Source organism: Streptomyces sp. NPDC039465 (assembly GCF_055639315.1).
In genome coordinates, this window is sequence record NZ_JBVKAP010000005.1 from 331506 (window position 1) to 353035 (window position 21530).

At 72.4% G+C, this 21530-nt stretch carries 22 protein-coding genes and 1 riboswitch; of the genes, 13 read left to right on the plus strand and 9 right to left on the minus strand.

Annotated features, from left to right (window positions below; translation table 11 throughout):
- The first annotated feature begins 32 nt into the window (after nucleotides 1-32).
- The 4 genes from ACZ7LT_RS19450 (at nucleotide 33) to ACZ7LT_RS19465 (ending at nucleotide 4319) form a co-directional block, all read left to right on the plus strand.
- Nucleotides 33-1256, plus strand: a complete 1224-nt coding sequence (locus ACZ7LT_RS19450) for an NADP-dependent isocitrate dehydrogenase (RefSeq protein WP_471237264.1) — start codon at nucleotides 33-35, stop codon at nucleotides 1254-1256.
- A 224-nt stretch (nucleotides 1257-1480) separates the two neighbouring features.
- On the plus strand, nucleotides 1481-2455 hold the full coding sequence (locus ACZ7LT_RS19455) for a helix-turn-helix domain-containing protein (RefSeq protein WP_471237265.1): 975 nt from the start codon (nucleotides 1481-1483) through the stop codon (nucleotides 2453-2455).
- Between the two features lie 173 nt (nucleotides 2456-2628).
- Entirely contained in the window at nucleotides 2629-3618 is a 990-nt protein-coding gene (locus tag ACZ7LT_RS19460) for a malate dehydrogenase (protein ID WP_471237266.1), read from the plus strand.
- Nucleotides 3619-3776: 158 nt separating this feature from the next.
- Nucleotides 3777-4319 (plus strand): hypothetical protein, encoded by a 543-nt coding sequence (locus ACZ7LT_RS19465; RefSeq protein ID WP_471237267.1) that lies wholly within the window; start codon nucleotides 3777-3779, stop codon nucleotides 4317-4319.
- Between the two features lie 57 nt (nucleotides 4320-4376).
- Here the strand turns inward: ACZ7LT_RS19465 and ACZ7LT_RS19470 are convergent, their stop codons facing one another.
- Genes ACZ7LT_RS19470 through ACZ7LT_RS19480 form a run of 3 tightly spaced genes read right to left on the minus strand, consistent with a single transcriptional unit; the run spans nucleotide 4377 to nucleotide 6103 of the window.
- A complete protein-coding gene (locus ACZ7LT_RS19470) occupies nucleotides 4377-5099 on the minus strand; it encodes an isocitrate lyase/PEP mutase family protein (protein WP_471237465.1) in 723 nt (240 codons plus the stop codon).
- Nucleotides 5096-5545, minus strand: coding sequence for a carboxymuconolactone decarboxylase family protein (locus tag ACZ7LT_RS19475; RefSeq protein WP_471237268.1), 450 nt, complete (start codon nucleotides 5543-5545; stop codon nucleotides 5096-5098). The genes ACZ7LT_RS19470 and ACZ7LT_RS19475 overlap by 4 nt, the downstream gene beginning before the upstream one ends.
- A gap of 57 nt (nucleotides 5546-5602) precedes the next feature.
- Nucleotides 5603-6103, minus strand: a complete 501-nt coding sequence (locus ACZ7LT_RS19480) for a carboxymuconolactone decarboxylase family protein (protein WP_471237269.1) — start codon at nucleotides 6101-6103, stop codon at nucleotides 5603-5605.
- Between the two features lie 47 nt (nucleotides 6104-6150).
- On the opposite strand from ACZ7LT_RS19480, the gene pdxR reads away from it, so the two are divergent.
- A complete protein-coding gene (gene pdxR / locus ACZ7LT_RS19485) occupies nucleotides 6151-7551 on the plus strand; it encodes a MocR-like pyridoxine biosynthesis transcription factor PdxR (protein WP_471237270.1) in 1401 nt (466 codons plus the stop codon).
- Between the two features lie 57 nt (nucleotides 7552-7608).
- On the opposite strand, the gene ACZ7LT_RS19490 is transcribed toward pdxR, so the two are convergent.
- Nucleotides 7609-8331 (minus strand): TetR/AcrR family transcriptional regulator, encoded by a 723-nt coding sequence (locus tag ACZ7LT_RS19490; protein WP_471237271.1) that lies wholly within the window; start codon nucleotides 8329-8331, stop codon nucleotides 7609-7611.
- 125 nt (nucleotides 8332-8456) lie between these two features.
- Here ACZ7LT_RS19490 and ACZ7LT_RS19495 point away from each other — a divergent pair, with 125 nt between their 5' ends.
- From ACZ7LT_RS19495 to ACZ7LT_RS19505, 3 genes are all read left to right on the plus strand, one after another.
- On the plus strand, nucleotides 8457-9926 hold the full coding sequence (locus tag ACZ7LT_RS19495; RefSeq protein WP_471237272.1) for an MFS transporter: 1470 nt from the start codon (nucleotides 8457-8459) through the stop codon (nucleotides 9924-9926).
- 145 nt (nucleotides 9927-10071) lie between these two features.
- Nucleotides 10072-10371 carry a hypothetical protein gene (locus ACZ7LT_RS19500; protein ID WP_471237273.1) on the plus strand — a complete coding sequence of 100 codons (300 nt, stop codon included), beginning with the start codon at nucleotides 10072-10074 and terminating at the stop codon, nucleotides 10369-10371.
- A 10-nt stretch (nucleotides 10372-10381) separates the two neighbouring features.
- The gene (locus tag ACZ7LT_RS19505) at nucleotides 10382-11563 is read left to right on the plus strand and encodes a glutathionylspermidine synthase family protein (RefSeq protein WP_471237274.1); all 1182 of its coding nucleotides are present in this window, start codon (nucleotides 10382-10384) and stop codon (nucleotides 11561-11563) included.
- Nucleotides 11564-11677: 114 nt separating this feature from the next.
- Here the strand turns inward: ACZ7LT_RS19505 and rocD are convergent, their stop codons facing one another.
- Nucleotides 11678-12883, minus strand: coding sequence for an ornithine--oxo-acid transaminase (gene rocD / locus ACZ7LT_RS19510; RefSeq protein WP_471237275.1), 1206 nt, complete (start codon nucleotides 12881-12883; stop codon nucleotides 11678-11680).
- Between the two features lie 108 nt (nucleotides 12884-12991).
- Nucleotides 12992-13082: riboswitch (ZMP/ZTP riboswitch) on the plus strand.
- A 75-nt stretch (nucleotides 13083-13157) separates the two neighbouring features.
- Here rocD and ACZ7LT_RS19515 point away from each other — a divergent pair.
- Nucleotides 13158-14426 carry a serine hydroxymethyltransferase gene (locus tag ACZ7LT_RS19515; RefSeq protein WP_471237276.1) on the plus strand — a complete coding sequence of 423 codons (1269 nt, stop codon included), beginning with the start codon at nucleotides 13158-13160 and terminating at the stop codon, nucleotides 14424-14426.
- A gap of 42 nt (nucleotides 14427-14468) precedes the next feature.
- On the opposite strand, the gene ACZ7LT_RS19520 is transcribed toward ACZ7LT_RS19515, so the two are convergent.
- Nucleotides 14469-15248, minus strand: a complete 780-nt coding sequence (locus ACZ7LT_RS19520; RefSeq protein WP_471237277.1) for a hypothetical protein — start codon at nucleotides 15246-15248, stop codon at nucleotides 14469-14471.
- Nucleotides 15241-15867 carry an RNA polymerase sigma factor gene (locus ACZ7LT_RS19525; protein ID WP_471237278.1) on the minus strand — a complete coding sequence of 209 codons (627 nt, stop codon included), beginning with the start codon at nucleotides 15865-15867 and terminating at the stop codon, nucleotides 15241-15243. The genes ACZ7LT_RS19520 and ACZ7LT_RS19525 overlap by 8 nt, the downstream gene beginning before the upstream one ends.
- 68 nt (nucleotides 15868-15935) lie before the next feature.
- Between ACZ7LT_RS19525 and trpS the strand changes: the two genes are divergently transcribed.
- Both trpS and ACZ7LT_RS19535 read left to right on the plus strand, forming a co-directional pair.
- Complete coding sequence (gene trpS, locus ACZ7LT_RS19530; protein WP_471237279.1) at nucleotides 15936-16949, plus strand: tryptophan--tRNA ligase; 1014 nt, start codon at nucleotides 15936-15938, stop codon at nucleotides 16947-16949.
- A 91-nt stretch (nucleotides 16950-17040) separates the two neighbouring features.
- Complete coding sequence (locus tag ACZ7LT_RS19535) at nucleotides 17041-17628, plus strand: 2'-5' RNA ligase family protein (protein WP_471237280.1); 588 nt, start codon at nucleotides 17041-17043, stop codon at nucleotides 17626-17628.
- Between the two features lie 19 nt (nucleotides 17629-17647).
- On the opposite strand, the gene ACZ7LT_RS19540 is transcribed toward ACZ7LT_RS19535, so the two are convergent.
- Both ACZ7LT_RS19540 and ACZ7LT_RS19545 read right to left on the minus strand, forming a co-directional pair.
- A complete protein-coding gene (locus tag ACZ7LT_RS19540) occupies nucleotides 17648-18403 on the minus strand; it encodes a decaprenylphospho-beta-D-erythro-pentofuranosid-2-ulose 2-reductase (RefSeq protein WP_471237281.1) in 756 nt (251 codons plus the stop codon).
- A gap of 35 nt (nucleotides 18404-18438) precedes the next feature.
- Entirely contained in the window at nucleotides 18439-19812 is a 1374-nt protein-coding gene (locus ACZ7LT_RS19545; protein ID WP_471237282.1) for an FAD-binding oxidoreductase, read from the minus strand.
- 176 nt (nucleotides 19813-19988) lie between these two features.
- Here ACZ7LT_RS19545 and ACZ7LT_RS19550 point away from each other — a divergent pair, with 176 nt between their 5' ends.
- Together ACZ7LT_RS19550 and ACZ7LT_RS19555 are read left to right on the plus strand one after the other, a co-directional pair.
- Nucleotides 19989-20519 carry a phosphatase PAP2 family protein gene (locus tag ACZ7LT_RS19550; RefSeq protein WP_471237283.1) on the plus strand — a complete coding sequence of 177 codons (531 nt, stop codon included), beginning with the start codon at nucleotides 19989-19991 and terminating at the stop codon, nucleotides 20517-20519.
- A complete protein-coding gene (locus ACZ7LT_RS19555) occupies nucleotides 20512-21477 on the plus strand; it encodes a decaprenyl-phosphate phosphoribosyltransferase (protein ID WP_471237284.1) in 966 nt (321 codons plus the stop codon). Before ACZ7LT_RS19550 ends, ACZ7LT_RS19555 begins: the two co-directional genes overlap by 8 nt.
- Nucleotides 21478-21530: the final 53 nt, after the last annotated feature.

Genomic DNA, 21530 nt, shown 5'->3' on the forward strand with positions numbered 1-21530 from the left:
ACCAGCCGCAGCGCGAGAGGACGTACCGCCTCATGCTCAAGATCAAGGTCGCCCAGCCCGTCGTCGAGATGGACGGCGACGAGATGGCCCGCATCATCTGGCAGTTCATCAGGGACCGGCTGATCCTGCCGTACCTCGATGTCGAGCTGGACCACTTCGACCTCGGTATCCAGAACCGCGACGCCACCGGCGACCAGGTCACCACCGACGCCGCCGCGGCCGTTCAGCGGTACGGCGTCGGCGTCAAATGCCCCACGATCACCCCGGACGAGACCCGCGTCGCGGAGTTCGGCCTCAAGGCGATGTACCGCGTCCCCGGCGGCACGCTCCGCAACATTCTCGGCGGGGTCAGCTTCCGCGAGCCGATCATCATGGCGAACGTGCCCCGCCGCGTACCCGCCTGGACGCGGCCGATCGTGGTCGCCCGGCACGCCTTCGGCGACCAGTACCGCGCCAGCGATCTGAAGATCCCCGGCCCCGGCACGCTCACCCTCACCTTCACCCCCAAGGACGGCTCCGAGCCGGTCGAGACGGAGGTACACGAGTTCACCGAACCGGGCGTGGCGCTCGCCATGTTCAACCTCGACGACTCCATCCGCGATTTCGCCCGCGCCACCTTCCGTTACGGCCTCGCCCGTGACTTCCCCGTCCACCTCTCCACGAAGAACACGCTCCTGAAGAAGTACGACGGGCGGTTCAAGGACCTCTTCCAGGAGGTGTTCGACGCCGAGTTCCGCGAGGGTTTCGAGGCGCGCGGGCTGACGTACGAGCACCACCTCATCGACGACATGGTCGCCGCCGCCCTCACCTGGGAAGGCGGATACGTCTGGGCGTGCAAGAACTACGACGGCGACGTCCAGTCCGACGCCGTCGCCCGCGGCTTCGGCTCCACAGGTCTGATGATCGCCACCCTCATGTCCGCCGACGGCCGCACCCTGCTCGCCGAGGCCGCGCACGGGACGGTCACCCGCCACTACCGCCGCCACCAAGCGGGCCGGGAGACCTCGACCAACCCGGTCGCCTCGGTCTTCGCCTGGACCCGCGCGCTGGCGCACCGCGCCGCGCTCGACTCCACACCGGAGGTGGCCGGTTTCGCGCGGGCGTTGGAGGAGGTGTGCGTGGAGACCGTCGAAGGCGGTCAGATGACCCAGGACCTGGCCCGGCTGATCGCGGCGGACGCGCCCTGGCTGACCACGGAACAGTTCCTGGACGCGCTTGACCTCGGTCTACGGAGGAAGCTGGCCGCCCGAGCCTGACGTCCGCCCTCCTGGGTGACGGCGCCCGTCCTCTCCCCCGAGGAAGGACGGGCGCCGTCCTGATCAAGGGTCATGCACGCGCCAACTGGCTTCAAGGTCCGTAGCTCCCTGTGGCACGGAAGTGACCGTTCCGGGAACCTGTGCCGGAATGCGCCGGTGCGCGCCCGCGTCCGTGGCTGTCATCCTGTGGCCGAAACCGGTGACGGTGGTGACAGGGGGAAGCGATGCCTCGTTGGAAAGCGCTGCCTGAGCAACTCGACCCACAGGTGACGGAGTTCGCGAGCCAGTTGCGCAGGCTCGTCGACCGCACCGGACTGAGCCTGGCGGCCGTGGCGGACCGTACGGGGCACAGCAGGACCTCGTGGGAGCGGTATCTGAACGGCCGTCTCTTCCCGCCCAAGGCCGCGATCGTCGCCCTCGCCGAGGTCGCCGGGACCAACCCCGTACATCTGAGCACCATGTGGGAGCTCGCGGAACGGGCCTGGAGCCGGTCGGCCGCCGCATCCCCGTCCAACTCCCCGTCGCCTTCCCCTTCCCCTTCCCCTTCCCCGTCCGCGGCCACGGTCTCGGCGTCGCTCCCCGGCCCGCCCCCGCCCCCGCCGCCCCTCCCCTCGCCCTCCGTCTCCACCGAGTCCTCGGCCCGGCCCCCCGGCCCCGGCCCGGCCCCAGAGCCCGCCTCACAGCCACGCCCCGACCCGGCCGCCCAACACCGCCGCAAGGTCACCATGTTCCTCGCGGGTGTCGTCGGCGCGCTTCTCGTCATCGCCGCCGCCGTCCTCCTCACCGACCTCGGCGGCGCCCCGCGCGGCGGCGCGAAGGCCGCCCCGCCCAGCTCGCCCGCCCCCGCCACCAGCCCCCGACTCCCGGCCGGCGTCAAGTGCGCGGGCCCCGACTGCGCCGGCCAGGACCCCGAGAACATGGGCTGCGGCGGCGCCTTCGCCACCACCGTCCGCAGCGCGCGCGTGGGCCCCGCCCGGATCGAGGTCCGGCACAGCGGCACCTGTGGCGCCGCGTGGGCCCGTATCACTCTCGCCGCGCCCGGCGACACCGTACGGATCACCGCCGGTCGCAGCACCCAGAGCGGGGTCGTGGACGGCGACACCGACGCGTACACCCCGATGGTCGCGGTGACGTCCGGCGCCCAGGCGCGGGCCTGCGCGACGCTGAGCACCGGCGTACGCGGATGCACGGCCGAGTAAGTGAAGGAGCGGGCGGCAGTGAGCCGTCCCACAAGGGGGTGGGGGTTGGACAGGGCCCGGGTCGGATAGCCTGACCGCTGGATATCTCTTCACGTCGAGACACCGATCGATCAGGAGAGAGTCCAGCACCAGGGGCAGGGACCCCCATCGCCAGCTGTCTTACGGAGATCGCCATGACCCGCACTCCCGTGAATGTCACCGTGACCGGCGCGGCCGGCCAGATCGGCTACGCGCTGCTCTTCCGCATCGCCTCCGGCCAGCTGCTCGGCGCGGACGTGCCGGTCAAGCTGCGCCTCCTCGAGATCCCGCAGGGCCTGAAGGCCGCCGAGGGCACCGCCATGGAGCTCGACGACTGCGCGTTCCCGCTGCTGCGCGGCATCGAGATCACCGACGACCCGAACGTCGGCTTCGACGGCGCAAACGTCGCGCTGCTCGTCGGCGCGCGCCCGCGCACCAAGGGCATGGAGCGCGGTGACCTGCTCTCGGCCAACGGTGGCATCTTCAAGCCGCAGGGCAAGGCCATCAACGACCACGCCGCGGACGACATCAAGGTCCTCGTCGTCGGCAACCCGGCCAACACCAACGCCCTGATCGCCCAGGCCGCCGCCCCGGACGTGCCGGCCGAGCGGTTCACCGCGATGACCCGCCTGGACCACAACCGCGCGATCTCGCAGCTGGCCGCCCGGACCGGCGCCGCCGTCTCCGACATCAAGCGCCTCACCATCTGGGGCAACCACTCGGCGACCCAGTACCCGGACATCTTCCACGCGGAGATCGCCGGCAAGAACGCCGCCGAGGTCGTCAACGACGAGGCGTGGCTGGCCGACACCTTCATCCCGACCGTCGCCAAGCGCGGCGCCGCGATCATCGAGGCCCGTGGCGCGTCCTCGGCGGCCTCCGCCGCCAACGCCGCCATCGACCACGTCCACACGTGGGTCAACGGCACCGCCGAGGGCGACTGGACCTCCATGGGCATCCCGTCGGACGGCTCCTACGGCGTCCCGGAGGGCCTGATCTCCTCCTTCCCCGTCACCTGCAAGGACGGCAAGTACGAGATCGTCCAGGGCCTGGACATCAACGAGTTCTCCCGCACCCGCATCGACGCCTCGGTGCAGGAGCTCGTGGAGGAGCGCGACGCCGTCCGCGGCCTCGGCCTCATCTGATCCACCGTCGCATCCTGACGTACCGCCATCGGGCATACGTCTGAGCGCAGTTCAGCGCCGCCCCCGCCTGCCGGGGGCGGCGCCTTTTGTTGCGCCCCTACCCTCGGATGTAGTACTTCTTATACATAAGCGAGTAGCTGCACAACGGGGAGACCTCGATGACGATCACCACGACCACGACCAGCACGACGACCGCGAACACGCCCACGCGCTTCGACCGGCGCATGTACGCGCTCATGAACAACCCCGCGGCGGCGCCCCTGTACGCCACCGCCGCCCGCCGCCGGGCCGTCGTCGCCGCCCACGTCCTGCTGACCGCGGTGACGGCCGCCGCCTGGCTCGGTGTCGTGTACGACGTCCTCCTCGTGCCGTCCCTGGCCGTCCTGTTCACGGGCATGGTGGGGTGGGTGTTCCTCACCGGGGCCCTCAACAGCGCCACCCGCGGGCTGCTCGAACTGCGCAGCCGGATCCTCGACGAGCGCCAGCTCGCCGAGCGCGACGCGGTCCAGGCGCGCGCCCACAAGGTGATGACCTGGCTGCTGGCCGGGACGGCGGTCGGCGTCGGCGCGGTCACGCTCTTCGCCGGCCTGCGGGTCGAAAGCCTGGTCTTCCCGGTCCTGTTCGCGGCACTCGTCGCGCACTGGCTGATGCCGCTGTGGGTCGGCGGGCTGCGCGTCCAGGACGAGCCCGAGGAGGACTGAGCCCGGCCCGGACGCGCCGGATCCCCGGATGTCCGGACGCGCGGCCCCGGCTCGCCCTCAGGCGCCGCCGAGGCCGCGGGCGATGTCGCCGAGTGCCACCATCGAGCGGCGCAGCAGGCCCGGCCCGAAGGTGATCCGGGTGGCGCCGCGCCGGCCCAGCTCGGCCGGGGTCGGACCGTTCGACCGGGTGAAGGCGTTGACGGGGACGTCGGTCTCCGCCCGTAGCGCGGTGAAGTGCTCCGGCGGGGCCATGATCGGGTAGACGCAGTCCGCGCCGGCCGCGCGGTACAGCAGGGCCCGTTCGATCGCCTCGTCCGGGTCCTTCCCGCCATGCAGGAAGGTGTCCACGCGCGCGTTGAGGAAGAGCCGGTCACCGGCCGCCGCCCGGACCTCGGCGAGCCACTCGGCGTGCGCCCGCGGCTCCTTGAGGATCCCGCCGGGCCGGGAGTCCTCCAGGTTCATCCCGATCGCGCCGCTCTCCAGGGTCCGTTCCACCAGCTCCTTGGGGGCGAGGCCGTATCCGTCCTCCAGGTCCGCCGAGACGGGTACGGCGACCGCGCGGACGATCCGCGCGACGGCCGCGAACATCTCGTCGGCGGGGGTCTCGCCGTCCTCGTAACCGAGCGCCTCGGCGACCCCGGCGCTGGGGACCGCGAGGGCCGGGAAGCCGGCGGCCACGAAGGTGCGTGCGCTGGGCGGGTCCCAGGGGCCCGGCAGGATCAGCGGGTCCCCGGGGGCCCGGTCGTGGTGCAGCGTGCGGAACGTCTCGACACCGGTCACTGCCACACCAGCTCCCCGGGAGGAGTGCGGCGGCTGACCATGATGCGGTTCCAGCTGTTGATCACGGTGATCAGGGCGATGAGATGGGCGAGGCCGGGCGCGTCGAAGTGGGCGGCGGCCTGCTCGTACACCTCGTCCGGTACGAAGCCGTCGGTGAGGACGGTGACGGCCTCGGTGAGCGCGAGCGCGGCCCGCTCGGGGGCGGTGAAGACGCCGTCGGTCTCCTCCCAGACCTGGAGCAGATCCAGGCGCCGCTCGCTCACGCCGTTCTTGCGGGCGAGCGTCAGATGCATGTCCACGCAGAAGGCGCAGCGGTTGATCTGCGAGGCGCGGAGCATGACCAGCTCGACGAGGACCGGGTCGCCCAGGCCCTTCTTGGCCGCGGTGCTCGCGGCGGCCAGCGCGTGGTAGACGTCGGCGCTCAGCCGGTCGGTTCGGGCAGGCACGGGTGCGTGGCCTCTCGGTCGGTGTGTGTCGTTCCGTTGGTCTCGGCTGCCGGGGCGTCAGCTCTTGTACATGCCCGGCGTGTAGTGGCCCGGCACCGTCCGCGTGCTGACCCCGATCCGGTTCCAGGCGTTGATGGTGGTGATCGCGGCGATGAGCTGGGCCAGTTCCGCCTCCTCGAAGTGGGCGGCGGCGCGCGCGTACACCTCGTCCGGTACGAAGCCGTCCGTCAGGACCGTGATCGCCTCGGTCAGCGCCAGGGCCGCGAGCTCCTTCTCGGTGTAGAAGTGCTCCGACTCCTCCCAGGCGGACAACTGGACGATCCGCTCCACCGACTCACCGGACGCCAGCGCGTCCTTCGTGTGCATGTCGAGGCAGAACGCGCAGTGGTTGATCTGCGAGGCCCGGATCTTCACCAGCTCGTAGACGACCGGGTCGAGGCCCTTCGCCGCGGCCGCCTCCAGGCGGACCATGGCCCGGTAGAACTCCGGGGCGAGCTGGGCGAGGGGAAGGCGGGGGGAGTGCTCGGGGGCGTACGTCCGTGTTTCCGTCGTCGTCATGGTCACGACCGTACGGGCGTTGTGGCTCAGGGGTATGGTCCACTTCCATGGCAAACGACTGGGCCACTTTCGGGGCGGACCTCCATCTGGAACTGCGCGGACCGGGACTGCGCAAGGGCCTGATGGGCGCCCTGCGCGAGGCCGTGCGCAACGGCCGTCTCGCGCCCGGCACCCGCCTGCCGTCCTCCCGCTCCCTCGCCGCCGATCTGGGGGTGGCCCGCAACACCGTCGCCGACGCGTACGCGGAGCTGGTCGCCGAGGGCTGGCTCACCGCCCGGCAGGGCTCCGGCACCCGGGTCGCCCCGCGCGCCGCGCCCCGTCGGCCCGCGGCCCAGGCGCCCCGTTCGCGTCCGGCGTCCGGCGGGCCCACGTACAGCCTGCGCCCCGGCTTCCCCGACGTCGGCTCCTTCCCCCGCACCGACTGGCTCAAGGCGTCCCGGCGGGCCCTCACCAGCGCCCCGCACGACGCCTTCGGCTACGGCGACGCGCGCGGCCGGATCGAACTGCGCACGGTCCTCGCCGAGTACCTGGCCCGGGCCCGCGGCGTCCACGCGGATCCCGAACGGATCGTCCTCTGCTCGGGTTTCGTGCACGGTCTGACGCTGATGGCCAAGGTGCTGCGGGCGCGGAAGGTGCGGGAGGTGGCCGTCGAGTCGTACGGCCTCGACGTCCACTGGAACCTCCTGACCGAGGCCGGGCTGCGGCTGCCCGCCCTGTCCTTCGACGCGCGTGGCACCCGCACGGACGAACTGGGCGCGATGAAGGGCGTGGGCGCGGTGCTGATGACCCCGGCCCACCAGTTCCCGCTCGGCAGCACTCTCCACCCCGACCGGCGCGCGGCCGCGGTCGACTGGGCGCGCGGCGCGGGCGGGCTGATTCTGGAGGACGACTACGACGGCGAGTTCCGCTACGACCGCCAGCCGGTCGGCGCGCTCCAGGGCCTGGACCCGGAGCGGGTCGTCTACCTCGGCACCGCCAGCAAGTCGCTCGCACCGGCGTTGCGGCTGGCCTGGATGGTGCTGCCGGAGGGCATGGTCGGGGAGGTCCTGGAGGCGAAGGGCGGCGTCGACTGGATGTCGAGCGCGCTGGACCAGTTGACGCTCGCGGAGTTCATGGCCTCGGGCTCGTACGACCGCCATGTACGCGGGATGCGGCTGCGCTACCGCCGCCGCCGTGACGAGCTCGTGGCGGCCCTCGCGCGACGCGCCCCGGACATCCGGGTCACCGGCATCGCCGCGGGCCTCCACGCCGTCCTGGAGCTGCCTCCCGGCACCGAGCGGACCGTGATCCAGGCGGCCGCCTGGCAGGGGCTCGCCCTGATGGGCTGCAACCGGCTGCGCCACCCGTCGGTCCCGCCGGACCGCGACCGCCTGGTGGTCGGCTACGGCACTCCGACGGACAGCGCCTGGGCGGGCGCGCTGGACGCGCTGTGCCGGGTGCTGCCGTGACCGTGTGGGGCGCCGGCCGTAGGCGGGCGGCAGGGGCCGTCGTACCGGCGGCTGGTGTCAGCCGGCCGGTGTCAGGCCCAAGGACCGGATGAGGTCGCGCATTTCCGCCTCGTAGAGCGAGGCGGGCTCGTGCGTCAGGGGGCGCAGATGCCCGTAGATCTCCAGCGACACCAGGCCGTGCATCCGTCCCCAGACCCGCATCGCGAGGGCCACGGCGGCGGCCGGCAGGTCGGGGAAGTCGTGACGGACCGACTCCGCGAACTCGGGCTGGAAGTCGGCCCACTCGGCGCCGCCGTCGCCCTGCAGCGGCTCCGCGTACGGCCAGGCGCCCGCGACCAGCCCGGTGAGCCCGGTGCAGGCGCGCCGTCCGGCGTCGGCCGCCGGACTGTCTGCCGGCTGCCGGTAGCCGGGGACGGGGTCGCCGTAGATCAGCCGGAAGCCCTCGGGGTGGGCGAGGCTCCAGGTGCGGAACGCCGTGGCCCAGGCCAGGATCCGGCCGGCCAGGTCGCTCGGCGGCAGTGCGTGGGCGGCGGCCTCGGTGGAGTCGACGAGTGCGGTGTAGACGTCGGCGACGAGCGTCGTGACCAGGTCGTCCCGGGTCGCGTAGTAGCCGTAGATGGCGCCGGCCGTCATGCCCATCTCGCGGGCGATGGCCCGCAGGGTGATCGCGTCCGGTCCGCCGTCGGCCATCAGCCGCAACGCGACAGCCTTGATCTCGGCGGCGGTTTCGGCGCGCAGGCGTTCCCGGCGACTGGGTCTGCGGACTTCCTGATCTTCCACGGTTGACACCTTACAGCGTTGCGCTACTGTTCGGCGTGCCTTTACTGAACGGCGTGTAGTAAATCTACGCCGTGAAAATCGCTGTGAACTCACATCGATCCGTCGTGCTTGAGAGGTGCTTCGGCGTGTCCGCCGCTTCCACGCATTCCGCTTCAGACGCACGGGCCGGGCTGAGGCTGGCCCTGCTCGTCTTCACCCAGTTCCTGGTGGCCCTCGACTTCAACATCGTGTACGTGGCCCTCCCCGACATCGGGTCGGGCCTCGGCTTCACCCCGCGCTCCCTCCAGTGGGTCATCAGCGCCTACGCCGTCGGCTTCGGCGGCTTCCTGCTGCTCGGTGGCCGGGCCGTCGACCGGTTCGGCCGGCGGCGGATGTTCGCCCTCGGCCTGGCCGTCTTCGCCGCCGGCTGCGTCCTCGGCGGCCTGGCCCGCGATCCGGGCACGCTCGTGGCTGCGCGTGCGGTCCAGGGGCTCGGCGCCGCACTCGTCTCCCCGGCCACGCTCTCCCTGGTCACCAGCGGATTTACCGAAGGGCCGGCCCGCATCAGGGCGTTGGCGTTCTGGGCGGCCGGCGGCAGTGCCGGCCTGGCCGCCGGGGCGCTGCTCGGTGGTGTCCTGACCGAGTACGGCAGCTGGCGCTGGGTGCTCTTCGTGATGGCGCCGCCCGCGGTGGCCGCGCTCCTCGCCGCCTTCGGCCTCCTGGCGCGCGACGGCCAGGGCGGTGAGCGGGGCGGGTTCGACGTCCTGGGCGCCCTGCTCGCCACCGCCGGTTCCGTGCTGGTCGTCCTCGGCCTGGTCGTCGGCCCCGACGAGGGCTGGACGACCGTGACCGGCGGCGGTGCGGTCCTCGCCGGAGTGCTCCTCCTCGGGCTGTTCCTGCTGGTCCAGCACCGCTCACGCGACCCGCTCGTACCGTTGCGGCTGCTCACCCGCCGGGCGCAGGCCGCCTCGATGCTGGTGATCCTCGTGTTCCAGAGCGCCCTCAACGGCGTCTACTTCCTCTTCACCACCTACCTCCAGAACGTCCTGCGCTACGACGCGCTCGAGGCCGGCCTCGCCTTTCTGCCCGTCACCGTCCTCTCGGTGATCGCCGGGCTGCGGACCGGGCCCGCCCTGATGGGCCGGTTCGGAGTCCGTACGACCCTGCTCCTCGGCATGGTCCTCAACGGGGCCGGCATCGGGGCGCTCGCCTTCGGGATGTCGGTCGGCGGATCCTTCTGGGCCCTGCTGCCGGGGATCGCCGTGTGGGGCATCGGCGGCGGGGCGGCCTTCCCGGCCCTCTTCGTCGCGGCGTCCTCCGGGGTCGCCCCGCACGAGCAGGGCGTCGCCTCGGCGCTGGCCACGACCGCTCAGCAGATCGGTGGCGCGGCCGGCCTCGCGGTCCTGGTCGCCGTGGCCAACGCCGGCCTCGGGGAATCCCCCGGCCCCGGCGCGCTCGTCGACGGCCTGCGCATCGCCGGGATCCTCGCCGGCGCCGCCTCGGTCCTCGGGGCACTCCTGGCCCTGGCCCTGCCGAGGTCCCCGGCCGCAGACGCGGGGCCGGCTGCGGGCGCGGCCTCGCGGCGCCGGAGCCCGGAGCGCACGACGAGCCGCTGATCAGGCCACCGCGGTGAGCAAACCGCACGAAGCCGTCTGAAACGGCGTCGCTGGTGAAGGGTTGGTGGACCGGGGTTAACGGCTTCGGGAGCCGCCCTCTAGTCTGTCCGGCGTTCGATGGCGCTGGGACGGGGAGGCACGGAAGATGCGCAGGCTGAGGTCGAGCACGGTGGTGCTCGGCGGAATGGGCATGCTCGCGTTGACGATCACGTCGTGCGGCTCCGAGCCCGACAAGCGTTGCGTGGACCCTCTCTCGTACGAGGTGCTGCCCAGCTACAAGTGTGACGACAGCAGTTCCAGCAGTTCCAGCAGCTCCGGCAGCTCCGGCCGGTACTACTACGGCGGCTCCCACAGCGGCGGCACCGTCTCGGGCGGCAGCTTCGACAAGGAGGCCGTCGACCGGGGCGGCTTCGGCTGCTCCAGCTCCGGCAGCAGCGGCGGCTGAGCGACCCCCGATGCAGCGGCACACCATCGAGCCCCGTCCCGGCTGGCAGCAGACCGTCGAGGAGCAGGGGCTCGTCTACCCCCTCACCCGCTACCCGGACGGCTCCCTGCGTCCCTACTGGGACGAGAGCGCGTACTACTCCTTCAGCCTCCCCGAGGTCGAGGCGCTGGAGGAGGTCGTCGAGGAGCTGCACGTGATGTGTCTGGCGGCGGCCGCCCACATCGTCGAGCGGGACCGCTTCGCCGACCTCGGCATCACCGACCCGCGGCTCGCCTCGCTGGTTGCCGAGTCCTGGCGGCGGCGGGCCGAAGTGCCTTCCCTCTACGGCCGTTTCGACCTGCGCTACGACGGCACGGGCCCGGCCAAGATGCTGGAGTACAACGCCGACACCCCCACCTCGCTGGTGGAGGCGGCCAGCCCGCAGTGGTTCTGGATGGAGGAACGCTTCCCCGGCGCCGACCAGTGGAACTCCCTCCACGAGCGGCTCGTCGACGCCTGGAAGCGGCAGGCCGCGCTGCTGCCGCCCGGGCCCGTCCACTTCGTCCACTCCGAGAGCGACGAGCTCGGCGAGGACCTGATGACGGTCGCGTATCTGCGCGAGACCGCCGAACAGGCCGGGCTCGACACCGAGGCCCTCTCGGTCGAGAGGATCGGCTTCGACAAGCTCAGTGGCCGTTTCGTCGACGAGCGGCTGAGGTTCATCCGCAGCTGCTTCAAGCTCTACCCGTGGGAGTGGCTGACCACGGACCGGTTCGGCCCGTACGTCCTGGACACCCTCGACAACGGCGGCGGCACCGGCACCACCTGCTGGATCGAGCCCGCCTGGAAGATGCTGCTGTCCAACAAGGCGCTCCTCGCGATCCTCTGGGAGCTCTACCCGGGCCACCCGAACCTGCTGGCCGCCTATCTCGACGGCCCGCGCGAACTGGCCGCGACCGGCGGCTACGTCGCCAAGCCGCTGCTCGGCCGCGAGGGCGCCGGCGTCACCCTCCACGAGGCCGGCGCGCCCCCCGTCGTCCGGGAACAGGCCTGCTGCTACCAGGAGCTGGCCCCGCTGCCCGACTTCGACGGCAACCGTGTGGTGCTCGGCGCGTGGGTCGTCGAGGACGAGGCGGCGGGGCTCGGCATCAGGGAGTCGGCGGGGCCGGTCACGGACGAATACGCCCGCTTCCTGCCGCACGTCATTCTCTGACGTAGTCCCTGAGCTGGGCGGGCCGCAGGCCGGGTCAAGACCAACCCCCGTGTACATGCCCACGGATGAGCCGGCCGCCCTGCCTGCCCGGCGCGGGCGCCGGGCAGGGCGGACTCAGCCGCCCAGGACCGACCTCAACTGGTCGAGGCCCCAGTCCAGATCCTCCTTGCTGATCACCAGCGGCGGCGCGATCCGGATCGTCGAGCCATGGGTGTCCTTGACCAGCACCCCACGGTCCATCAGCTTCTCCGAGATCTCCCGGCCGGTGCCCCGGCTCGGCGCGATGTCCACACCGGCCCACAGGCCACGGCCGCGCACCGCCTCCACCGCCCCGCCGCCCACCAGGAGCCCCAGCTCCCGGTGGAGATGGTCGCCGAGCTCGGCCGCCCGCTGCTGGTACTCACCCGTCTCCAGCATCGCGATCACCTCCAGCGCCACCGCGCATGCCAGTGGATTGCCTCCGAACGTCGACCCGTGCTCACCGGGGCGGTACACCCCCAGCACCTCGGCGCTCGACACCACGGCCGACACCGGCACGACCCCGCCGCCCAGCGCCTTGCCCAGGACGTACATGTCCGGGACGACGCCCTCGTGATCGCACGCGAACGTCTTCCCCGTCCGGCCCAGACCCGACTGGATCTCGTCCGCGACGAACAGCACGTTCCGCTCACGGGTCAGCCGGCGCACGCCCTCCAGATAGCCGGGCGGCGGCACCAGCACCCCCGCCTCGCCCTGGATCGGCTCAAGCAGCACGGCCACCGTGTTCGCGCTCATCGCGGTGCCGAGCGCAGTCAGATCGCCGTACGGCACGATCTCGAAGCCCGGCGTGTACGGGCCGAAGTCCGCGCGGGCCTCGGGGTCGGTGGAGAAGCTGATGATCGTCGTCGTGCGGCCGTGGAAGTTGTTCGCCGCCACCACGATCTTCGCCTGGCCCGGCGGCACTCCCTTGACCTGGTAGCCCCACTTCCGGGCGGTCTTCACGGCGGTCTCCACCGCCTCCGCCCCGGTGTTCATCGGGAGCACCATCTCCATGTCGCACAGCTGCGCGAGCCGCCCGCAGAACTCGGCGAACCGGTCGTGGTGGAACGCCCGCGACGTGAGCGTCACCCGCTCCAGCTGTTCCTTGGCGGCGTCGATCAGCCGGCGGTGGCGGTGCCCGAAGTTGAGCGCGGAGTACCCGGCGAGCATGTCGAGATAGCGTCGCCCCTCCACGTCGGTCAGCCACGCGCCCTCCGCGGACGCGACGACGACGGGCAACGGGTGGTAGTTGTGCGCGCTGTGCGCCTCCGCCGAAGCGATCGCGTCTTCTGTTCTCGACACGGGATCTCCGTTCATCCTGCGGCCTGGGGCGGATGTGGTGCCCACTTCTTATCGTCGCTCGTATGCCGGACGAAGAAACCTCGGTGACGGCACGCCCGCTAGGCTGGAAACACGCACGGCGACTGGCGTACGGGGAAGCGACCCCGGGGGAGCCGTGCGCGGCAGACCACACGAGGTGCCGCCCGCCTGGGCACCGCGGGACCGCACCCTGTCCCGCGTGGCGCCGCACTCACCGCCGCGCCCCGGGATCCGCCGACACGCCCGGAGGAACGCCATGAGCACCCCGCCCGCGCACCCCGCCCTCTCCGCGGCCGACCCCGAGCTGGCCGCTCTCGTCGTCGCCGAGGAGCAGCTCCAGGCCCGGACGCTGCGGCTCATCCCCAGCGAGAACTACGTCTCCCACGCCGTGCTGGAAGCCTCCGGCACCGTCCTGCAGAACAAGTACAGCGAGGGCTATCCCGGCCGCCGCTACTACGAGGGCCAGCAGAACATCGACCAGGTCGAGATCCTCGCCGTGGAGCGCGCCAAGAGCCTCTTCGGCGTCGACCACGCCAACGTCCAGCCCTACTCCGGCTCACCCGCCAACCTCGCCGTCTACCTCGCCTTCGCCGAGCCCGGCGACACCGTCATGGGCATGGCCCTGCCCATGGGCGGCCATCTCACCCACGGCTGGGGCGTCTCCGCCACCGGCAAGTGGTTCCGCGGCGTGCAGTACGGCGTACGCCAGGACACCGGTCTGATCGACTTCGACGAGGTCCGGGAACTCGCCGTCAAGGAGCGCCCGAAGGTCATCTTCTGCGGCGGCACCGCACTGCCCCGCACCATCGACTTCGCGGCCTTCGCGGAGATCGCCCGCGAGTGCGGTGCGGTCCTCGTCGCCGACGTCGCGCATATCGCCGGACTGATCGCGGGCGGCGCCCACCCCTCACCTGTGCCCCACGCCGACGTGATCTCCACGACCACCCACAAGACCCTGCGCGGCCCGCGCGGCGCCATGCTGATGTGCCGCGAGGAGCACGCCAAGGCCCTCGACAAGGCCGTCTTCCCCGGCCTTCAGGGCGGCCCGCACAACCAGACCACCGCCGCGATCGCCGTCGCCCTCCACGAGGCGGCCCAGCCCTCCTTCCGGGAGTACGCCCACTCCGTCGTCGCCAACGCCAAGGCCCTCGCCGACGCGCTCCTCGCCCGCGGCTTCGACCTGGTCTCCGGCGGCACCGACAACCATCTGATCCTGATGGACCTCACCCCCAAGGACGTCCCCGGCAAGGTCGCCGCCAAGGCCCTGGACCGAGCCGGAATCGTCGTCAACTACAACACCGTCCCCTACGACCCGCGGAAGCCCTTCGACCCCTCCGGCATCCGCATCGGCACCCCCTCCCTGACCTCGCGCGGTCTGACCACCGCCCACATGGAGACCGTCGCGGAGTGGATCGACCGCGGTGTCACCGCCTCCCGAACCGGCGACGAGGAGGCCATCGCCGCCATCCGCGCCGAGGTGGCCGACCTCATGGCCGCCTTCCCGGCCCCGGGCCTGCCGGCCTAGCCGCCCTCGGGGAGTCCGGCCGTCGGCCGGGCTCTCCGCACGTCAGCGGACCGACTCGGCGATCCGCCGCGCCCGCTCCAGCGACTCCTCACCCTCCAGCCGCAGCGTCGGCCCCGCCCCACCGGGCCCGGTCCACAGCAGCGTCGGCCCCGCCGGCCGCTCCGTACGGGTCCATATCTCACCGCGGGCATCCGTCATGGGGATGACCAGCCGGTGCGGCTCGGCGAACCAGTAGCCCGTGCCGCCGTCGCTCAGCCGGACCCATTCCGGCTGCACCCGCACCGTCTTCACGAAGCCGGGATCCAGCTCCGCCGGGAACTGGTCCAGGCGTATCGTCCGGCCGCCCTCGGTCCAGCACAGGCCGACCACGGACCGTCCCGGCGCCGACCGGGCCACCGACACGGCGTCCGGCTCGCCCAGCACGGCCGGTATCCGAGGCTCGAACCCGGCCAGCGCGGCGGCCTCCCGCAAGGGCACCGGGTCCTCGCAGCCGGGCACCGCCGCGCCCGGCACCGGCGGCGCCGACGGGTCGTAGCGCACCTTCACCCCGCCGAAGCCGAACCAGTCCGCCACCGTCGCCCGCACCGGAGGCGTGAGCACCAGCACCACCAGCGCCCCCGACACCGTCACCGTCAGCGCCCGCCACCGCCGGCGCACCCAGCGCCGCAGCCGCTCGTACCGCCCCGGCGGCTCCGCCACCGGCGCCGGCAGGGCGTCGGCCAGTATCTGCGCCAGCACCCGCTCGGCCATCGACTCCCCGGACACCTCGGGCACCTTCATCCGGCGCCCCAGCTCCCGCAGCTCCTGAGGAAGATCATCCATGCTCATCACCCCCTTCCGACCCCTTGGACCCCTCAGGCCTCTCCGGCCTCAGGGTGCCGAGCTGCCCGCCCAGCTTCTTCAGCGCCCGGCTCAGCCGTGACTTCACCGTGCCCCGCGGCCACCCCAGCGCCTGCGCCGTCTCCGCTTCGTCCATCTCCAGGAGATAGCGGTAGATCACCACCTGGCGCTGGTCCTCACCCAGCTCCTCCAGCGCCGCCGTGAGCAGCAGCCGCCGTTCCCGCTCCAGCGCCGCCACCGCCGGATCCGCCGATTCCGGTATCAGCGGCTCGGGGCCGAGCAGCCCCGCCTCCCGGTCCGCGACAGCCCTGCGGCGGGCCGCCGAGCGCACTGTGTTCCTCGTCTCATTGGCCACGATCTGGAGCAGCCACGGCCGGAACGCCGACCCGTCCTTGAACCGGCCCAGCGAGCAGTACGCCTTGATGAAGGCCTGCTGCACCACGTCCTCCGCGTCCGCCCCCGCCCCGAACGCCACGGCCGCTCTCAGCGCCACGCCCGTATGGGCGTGCACCAACTCCGCGTACGCCTCCGGCTCCCCGGCGCGTACCCGTGCGATCACCGCGGCCTCATCGACGATCAGGCCCCCCTCCCGCGTCCTCACACTCTTGATACACCGGTCGGCCGGGATCCGTTCCCGAACCGTCCGCCGTACCTGAGAGAATGATGGGCATGGCCTCTGACAGTCCTCGCGCGCTCTCCGGAATCCAGCCCACGGCGGGCTCGTTCCACCTCGGCAACTACCTCGGTGCGATCCGTCAGTACGTCGCGCTGCAGGAGACCCACGACGCCTTCTACATGGTCGTGGACCTGCACGCGATCACGGTTCCGCAGGACCCCGCCGAGCTGCGGGCCAACACCCGCCTCGCCGCCGCGCAGCTCCTCGCCTCCGGTCTCGACCCCGAGCGCTGCACCCTCTTCGTCCAGAGCCACGTCCCCGAGCACGCGCAGCTCGGCTGGATCATGAACTGCCTCACCGGCTTCGGCGAGGCCTCCCGCATGACCCAGTTCAAGGACAAGTCCGCCAAGCAGGGCGCCGACCGGGCCACCGTCGGCCTCTTCACGTACCCGATCCTCCAGGTCGCGGACATCCTGCTCTACCAGGCCAACGAGGTCCCGGTCGGCGAGGACCAGCGCCAGCACATCGAGCTGACCCGCGACCTCGCGGAGCGCTTCAACGCCCGCTTCGGCGAGACCTTCACCGTCCCGGCGCCGTACATCGTCAAGGAGACCGCGAAGATCTTCGATCTCCAGGACCCGACGATCAAGATGAGCAAGTCGGCGTCGACGCCCAAGGGCCTGATCAACCTGCTCGACGAGCCGAAGGTGACGGCCAAGAAGGTCAAGAGCGCGGTCACGGACACCGACACCGTGATCCGGTTCGACGCGGAGAACAAGCCCGGCGTCAGCAACCTCCTCACCATCCTCTCCACCCTCACCGGTACGACGATTCCGGAGCTGGAGAAGAGCTACGAGGGCAAGATGTACGGTGCGCTGAAGACGGACCTCGCCGACGTCATGGTGGAGTTCGTCACCCCCTTCCGGGCCCGTACGCAGGAATATCTGGACGACCCGGAGACGCTGGACTCCCTCCTGGCCAAGGGCGCCGAGAAGGCCCGCGCGGTCGCCGCCGAGACCCTCGCGCAGACCTACGACAAGGTGGGCTTCCTGCCCGCCAAGCACTGAGTCCGGCGCCGGGCCCGAGGGCTCTGGCGGGAAGAGCGCCGCAGCCGTCACACTGGCGGCTGCGCAGACATCCGACACTGAGGAGAATGACGTGGGGACCGTAACGCTCGGCGTTTCGATCGCGGTCCCGGAGCCCTACGGCAGCCTGCTCCAGGAGCGGCGCGCGGGCTTCGGGGATCCCGCCGCCCATGGCATCCCCACGCATGTCACCCTCCTGCCGCCGACCGAGGTGGCGGCCGCGGACCTGCCCGCGATCGAGGCCCACCTCGCCGCGGTCGCGGCCGCCGGCCGGCCCTTCCCGATGCGGCTGAGCGGCACGGGCACGTTTCGGCCGCTGTCGCCCGTCGTCTACGTCCAGGTCGTCGAGGGCGCGGCGGCCTGCACCTGGCTCCAGAAGCGGGTCCGGGACGCCTCCGGCCCGCTGGTGCGCGAGCTCCAGTTCCCGTACCACCCCCATGTGACGGTGGCGCACGGCATCGCCGAGGAGGCGATGGACCGGGCGTACGAAGAGCTGGCGGAGTTCGAGGCCGCCTGGTCGGTCACCTCCTTCGCGCTCTACGAGCAGGGCCCGGACGGGGTGTGGCGCAAGCTCCACACGTACGCGTTCGGCGGCGGCCGCCCCGGGGGCGTCCCGGCGCAGGGCTCCCCGGTCGACGCGCCCGCACCCGCCGCCTCCTAGCGACCGCGGGCCGGGCACCTCACAGCGGCAGCCGGCGGAACAGCGGCCGTGGCACGTGCCGCAGGGCCGACATCACGGCCCGCAGCGCCCCCGGCACCCAGACGGTCTCCGAGCGGCGCCGCAGCCCCAGCTCGATCGCCGTGGCCACCGCGTGCGGGGTGGTGGTCAGCGGCGGCTCGTCGAGACCGGCGGTCATCCTGGTCCGTACGAAACCGGGCCTGACGACCATCACGTGCACCCCCGTGCCGTACAGCGCGTCCCCCAGGCCCTGGGCGAAGGCGTCCAGGCCCGCCTTGGACGACCCGTAGATGAAGTTGGCCCGCCGGGCGCGCTCCCCGGCGACCGAGGACAGCACCACCAGCGAGCCGTGCCCCTGCGCCTGCAGGGCCTGCGCGCAGACCAGCAGGGCCGAGACGGCGCCCGTGTAGTTGGTCTGGGCGACCCGGACGGCCGCGGGCGGATCGGCCTCGTCGTGGCCCTGGTCGCCGAGGACCCCGAAGGCGAGCAGCACCATGTCGATGTCGCCGTCGGTGAAGAGTTTCCCCAGGGTCTCCTCGTGCGCGGCGGTGTCCAGGGCGTCGAAGGGTACGGTGCGGACCTCGGCGCCCAGGGCGCGCAGCGATTCGGCCGCGGACTCCAGGGCGGGGGAGGGGCGCCCGGCGAGCAGGACCGTGCGGGTGCGCCGGGCGATCAGCCGGCGCGCGGTGGCGAGGCCGATCTCGGACGTGCCACCGAGGACGAGCAGGGACTGGGGGGCGCCGAAGGCGTCCTTCATCGGCGGATCTCCTTCACAGAGCCGGATCTCGGGGGTCACAGGGCGAGGCGCCGGGACAGGTCCGAGCGGAACACCCCGCGCGGGTCCACCTCGGCCCGCAGGGCGAGGAACGCGGGCAGCTTCGGGTACATCGTGTGCAGCAGTTCGGGCCGAAGGCGCGAGTCCTTCGCCAGATAGACGCGGCCGCCCGCGCCCGCGACGTCCTCGTCGAGTTCGTCGAGGAACGAGTCGAGTCCCGACATCCCCGTAGGGATGTCCAGGGCGAGGGTCCAGCCGGGCATGGGGAAGGAGAGCCAGCCGGGGTCGCCCGCGCCGAACCGTTTCAGTACGGCCAGGAAGGACGGGCAGCCGCGGCGGGCGATGCGCCGGACGACCCGGCGCAGCGTCTCCTCCTGGCCGTGGCCGACGACGAACTGGTACTGGACGAAGCCGCCGCGGCCGTAGACGCGGTTCCAGTGCGGGACGCCGTCGAGGGGGTGGAAGAAGGTCGAGATCCGCTGGAGCTGCCCGGTCCGCAGCCGGGGCGCCCTGCGGTACCAGAGCTCGTTGAAGAGCCCGACCGTGGTCCGGCCGAGCAGTCCTTCCGGGACGACGGAGGGCGCGGACGGCAGCCGGCCGGTGCGGAAGGCGAGCGGAGCGCGCCGGGCGCGCGCCGGAAGCGTGGCGTACGGCGCGTGCTCCCCCCGGGTGAGCACCGACCGGCCCAGGGCGCTGCCGCGCGCGAGCAGGTCGATCCAGGCGACCGAGTAGCGGTAGCGGTGGTCGGTGGCGGTGAGCCGGGCCATCAAGTCGTCGAGGTCGGTGGCGCGTTCGGTGTCGACCGACATCAACGCCGTTTCGACGGGGTGCATCTGGAGGGTGGCCGACAGGATCACACCGGTCAGTCCCATGCCGCCCGTGGTGGCGTCGAAGAGGTCGGTGCCGGGGGCGACCGTACGGACGGCGCCGTCCGCGGTGAGCAGGTCGAGCGAGCGTACGTGGCGGGAGAAGGAGCCCGAGACATGGTGGTTCTTGCCGTGGATGTCCGCGCCGATGGCGCCGCCGACGGTGACGTAGCGCGTACCGGGGGAGACCGGCACGAACCAGCCGAGCGGCAGCAGCACCTCCATCAGCCGGTGGAGGCTGACCCCCGCGTCGCAGACGACCGTGCCGGTGGTCGCGTCGATGGTGTGGACGCGGTCGAGACCGGTCATGTCGAGGACGGATCCGCCGGCGTTCTGGGCGGCGTCGCCGTAGGCGCGGCCCAGGCCCCGGGCGATGCCGCCGCGGGCCCCGCAGGCGAGGACGGCGGCCGCGACCTCCGTGTAGCTGCGGGGGCGGACGACGCGGGCGACGGTGGGGGCCGTACGGCCCCAGCCGGTGACCTCGACGGCGTCCAGGAGCGCGTCGGAAGGGGTGTCGGCAGCCATGGTTGCGACCGTATCGGCATGACTGAGGTAATTGCCGGGTTTGCCCCGAGGCTCGCCGAAATGGGTGATTAAAGGAGTGTCAGGAAAGATAGCCGTGCCGCGAGCGGGCACCCGCGCCATTCTCGCCCCTGTCCCTGGGCGCGCACCGGACGCCGACAGGACGGAAGGGGTGGCAGATGCGGTACGCGGATCGCGAGCGGCGGTTGCTCGTCGTGCTGCGCGGCTGCGGACGGCGGCCGGAGGTGGCCGCGGCCGCCCGCGCGCTGTCGCTCAGCGGCGAGCACGCGGCGCTGTGGATCGGCGCCGGACTGATCGGCGCCGCCGCCGGGGGTGAGCGGCGAACCGCCTGGCTGCGCGGCACCGCCCTGATCGGCGCGGCGCATCTGACCAGCATGGCCGTCAAACGGGTGGTACGCCGCCCGCGCCCCGAACCGGCCGCCTACGAGCCCCTCGTACGGACCGCCGGCCACCACTCCTTCCCCAGCTCGCACGCCACCTCGGCGGCCGCCGCGGCCGTCGCCTTCGGCGCCCTGAGCCCGCTGGGCCGCCGCCTGGCCCCGCCGCTCGCCGCCGCGATGTGCCTCTCCCGCCTCGTCGTCGGCGTCCACTACCCGACCGACGTGGCCGCCGGCGCCCTGCTGGGCGGCGCGCTCGCGGGCCTGGGCAGGCCTTGGCTGCACGGCGGCGGGAGGGGCGCGCATGTCTGAGCGCAGCACGGCGCTGCTCGAAGCCTCCGGGCCCGCCCGGCGGGCCGTCCACCCCGACCCGCCCCGGCGCGGCCCGGCGGCCCTCGCCCTCGGCCTGCTGCGCACCGCCCGGCCCCGGCAGTGGGTCAAGAACACCCTCGTCGTCGCCGCGCCCGCAGCCGCCGGAGAACTGGCATCCCTGGAGACGGCACGCCAACTGGGTCTGGTGTTCGTCCTGTTCACGGCCGCCGCATCGGCCGTCTACCTCGTCAACGACGCCCGGGACGCCGACGCCGACCGCGCCCACCCGGTCAAACGCCGCAGACCCGTCGCCGCCGGCACCGTCCCCGTACCCCTCGCGTACACCACCGGCGCGCTCCTCGGGCTCGCGGCCACGGCCGCCGCGGCCGTCCTGTGCAACCCCATGACGGCCGCGCTGCTCACCGGCTACCTCGTCATGCAACTCGCCTACTGCGTCCGCCTGAAACACGTCCTGGTGGTCGATCTCGCCGTCGTCACCACCGGGTTCCTCATGCGGGCGATGATCGGCGGTGTGGCGCTCGGCATCCCGCTCTCCCGCTGGTTCCTGATCACCACCGGCTTCGGCGCGCTGTTCATGGTCGCGGCCAAGCGCTACTCGGAGGCCGTCCAGCTCGCCTCCCACAAGGGCGCCACCCGCGCCCTGCTCACCGAATACACAACCGGCTACCTCCGCTTCGTCTGGCAGCTGGCCGCAGGCGTCGCCGTCCTCGGCTACTGCCTGTGGGCGCTGGAGAGCGGCGGCACCGCCAACGGCTCGCTGCTGCCCTGGCGCCAGCTGTCGGTGATCGCCTTCATCCTCGCCGTGCTGCGCTACGCCGTCTTCGCCGACCGGGGCACCGCGGGCGCCCCCGAGGACGTCGTCCTGCGCGACCGGCCGATCGCCGTCATCGGAGTGGCGTGGGCGGCGATGTACGGCATGGCGGTCGCGGACCTGTGACGGCACGCGCGTGTGAAGGGGCGGCCCACAGCCGGGCGGGGGCACGCGTGCGT

Bases quoted from the DNA above. Each gene is read 5' to 3' on its own strand.
- ACZ7LT_RS19450 (WP_471237264.1), top strand. From the start codon at position 33: ATGCTCAAGATCAAGGTCGCCCAGCCCGTCGTCGAGATGGACGGCGAC.
- ACZ7LT_RS19455 (WP_471237265.1), top strand. From the start codon at position 1,481: ATGCCTCGTTGGAAAGCGCTGCCTGAGCAACTCGACCCACAGGTGACG.
- ACZ7LT_RS19460 (WP_471237266.1), top strand. From the start codon at position 2,629: ATGACCCGCACTCCCGTGAATGTCACCGTGACCGGCGCGGCCGGCCAG.
- ACZ7LT_RS19465 (WP_471237267.1), top strand. From the start codon at position 3,777: ATGACGATCACCACGACCACGACCAGCACGACGACCGCGAACACGCCC.
- ACZ7LT_RS19480 (WP_471237269.1), bottom strand. From the start codon at position 6,103: ATGACGACGACGGAAACACGGACGTACGCCCCCGAGCACTCCCCCCGC.
- pdxR (WP_471237270.1), top strand. From the start codon at position 6,151: ATGGCAAACGACTGGGCCACTTTCGGGGCGGACCTCCATCTGGAACTG.
- ACZ7LT_RS19500 (WP_471237273.1), top strand. From the start codon at position 10,072: ATGCGCAGGCTGAGGTCGAGCACGGTGGTGCTCGGCGGAATGGGCATG.
- ACZ7LT_RS19505 (WP_471237274.1), top strand. From the start codon at position 10,382: ATGCAGCGGCACACCATCGAGCCCCGTCCCGGCTGGCAGCAGACCGTC.
- ACZ7LT_RS19515 (WP_471237276.1), top strand. From the start codon at position 13,158: ATGAGCACCCCGCCCGCGCACCCCGCCCTCTCCGCGGCCGACCCCGAG.
- ACZ7LT_RS19520 (WP_471237277.1), bottom strand. From the start codon at position 15,248: ATGGATGATCTTCCTCAGGAGCTGCGGGAGCTGGGGCGCCGGATGAAG.
- trpS (WP_471237279.1), top strand. From the start codon at position 15,936: ATGGCCTCTGACAGTCCTCGCGCGCTCTCCGGAATCCAGCCCACGGCG.
- ACZ7LT_RS19540 (WP_471237281.1), bottom strand. From the start codon at position 18,403: ATGAAGGACGCCTTCGGCGCCCCCCAGTCCCTGCTCGTCCTCGGTGGC.
- ACZ7LT_RS19545 (WP_471237282.1), bottom strand. From the start codon at position 19,812: ATGGCTGCCGACACCCCTTCCGACGCGCTCCTGGACGCCGTCGAGGTC.
- ACZ7LT_RS19550 (WP_471237283.1), top strand. From the start codon at position 19,989: ATGCGGTACGCGGATCGCGAGCGGCGGTTGCTCGTCGTGCTGCGCGGC.
- ACZ7LT_RS19555 (WP_471237284.1), top strand. From the start codon at position 20,512: ATGTCTGAGCGCAGCACGGCGCTGCTCGAAGCCTCCGGGCCCGCCCGG.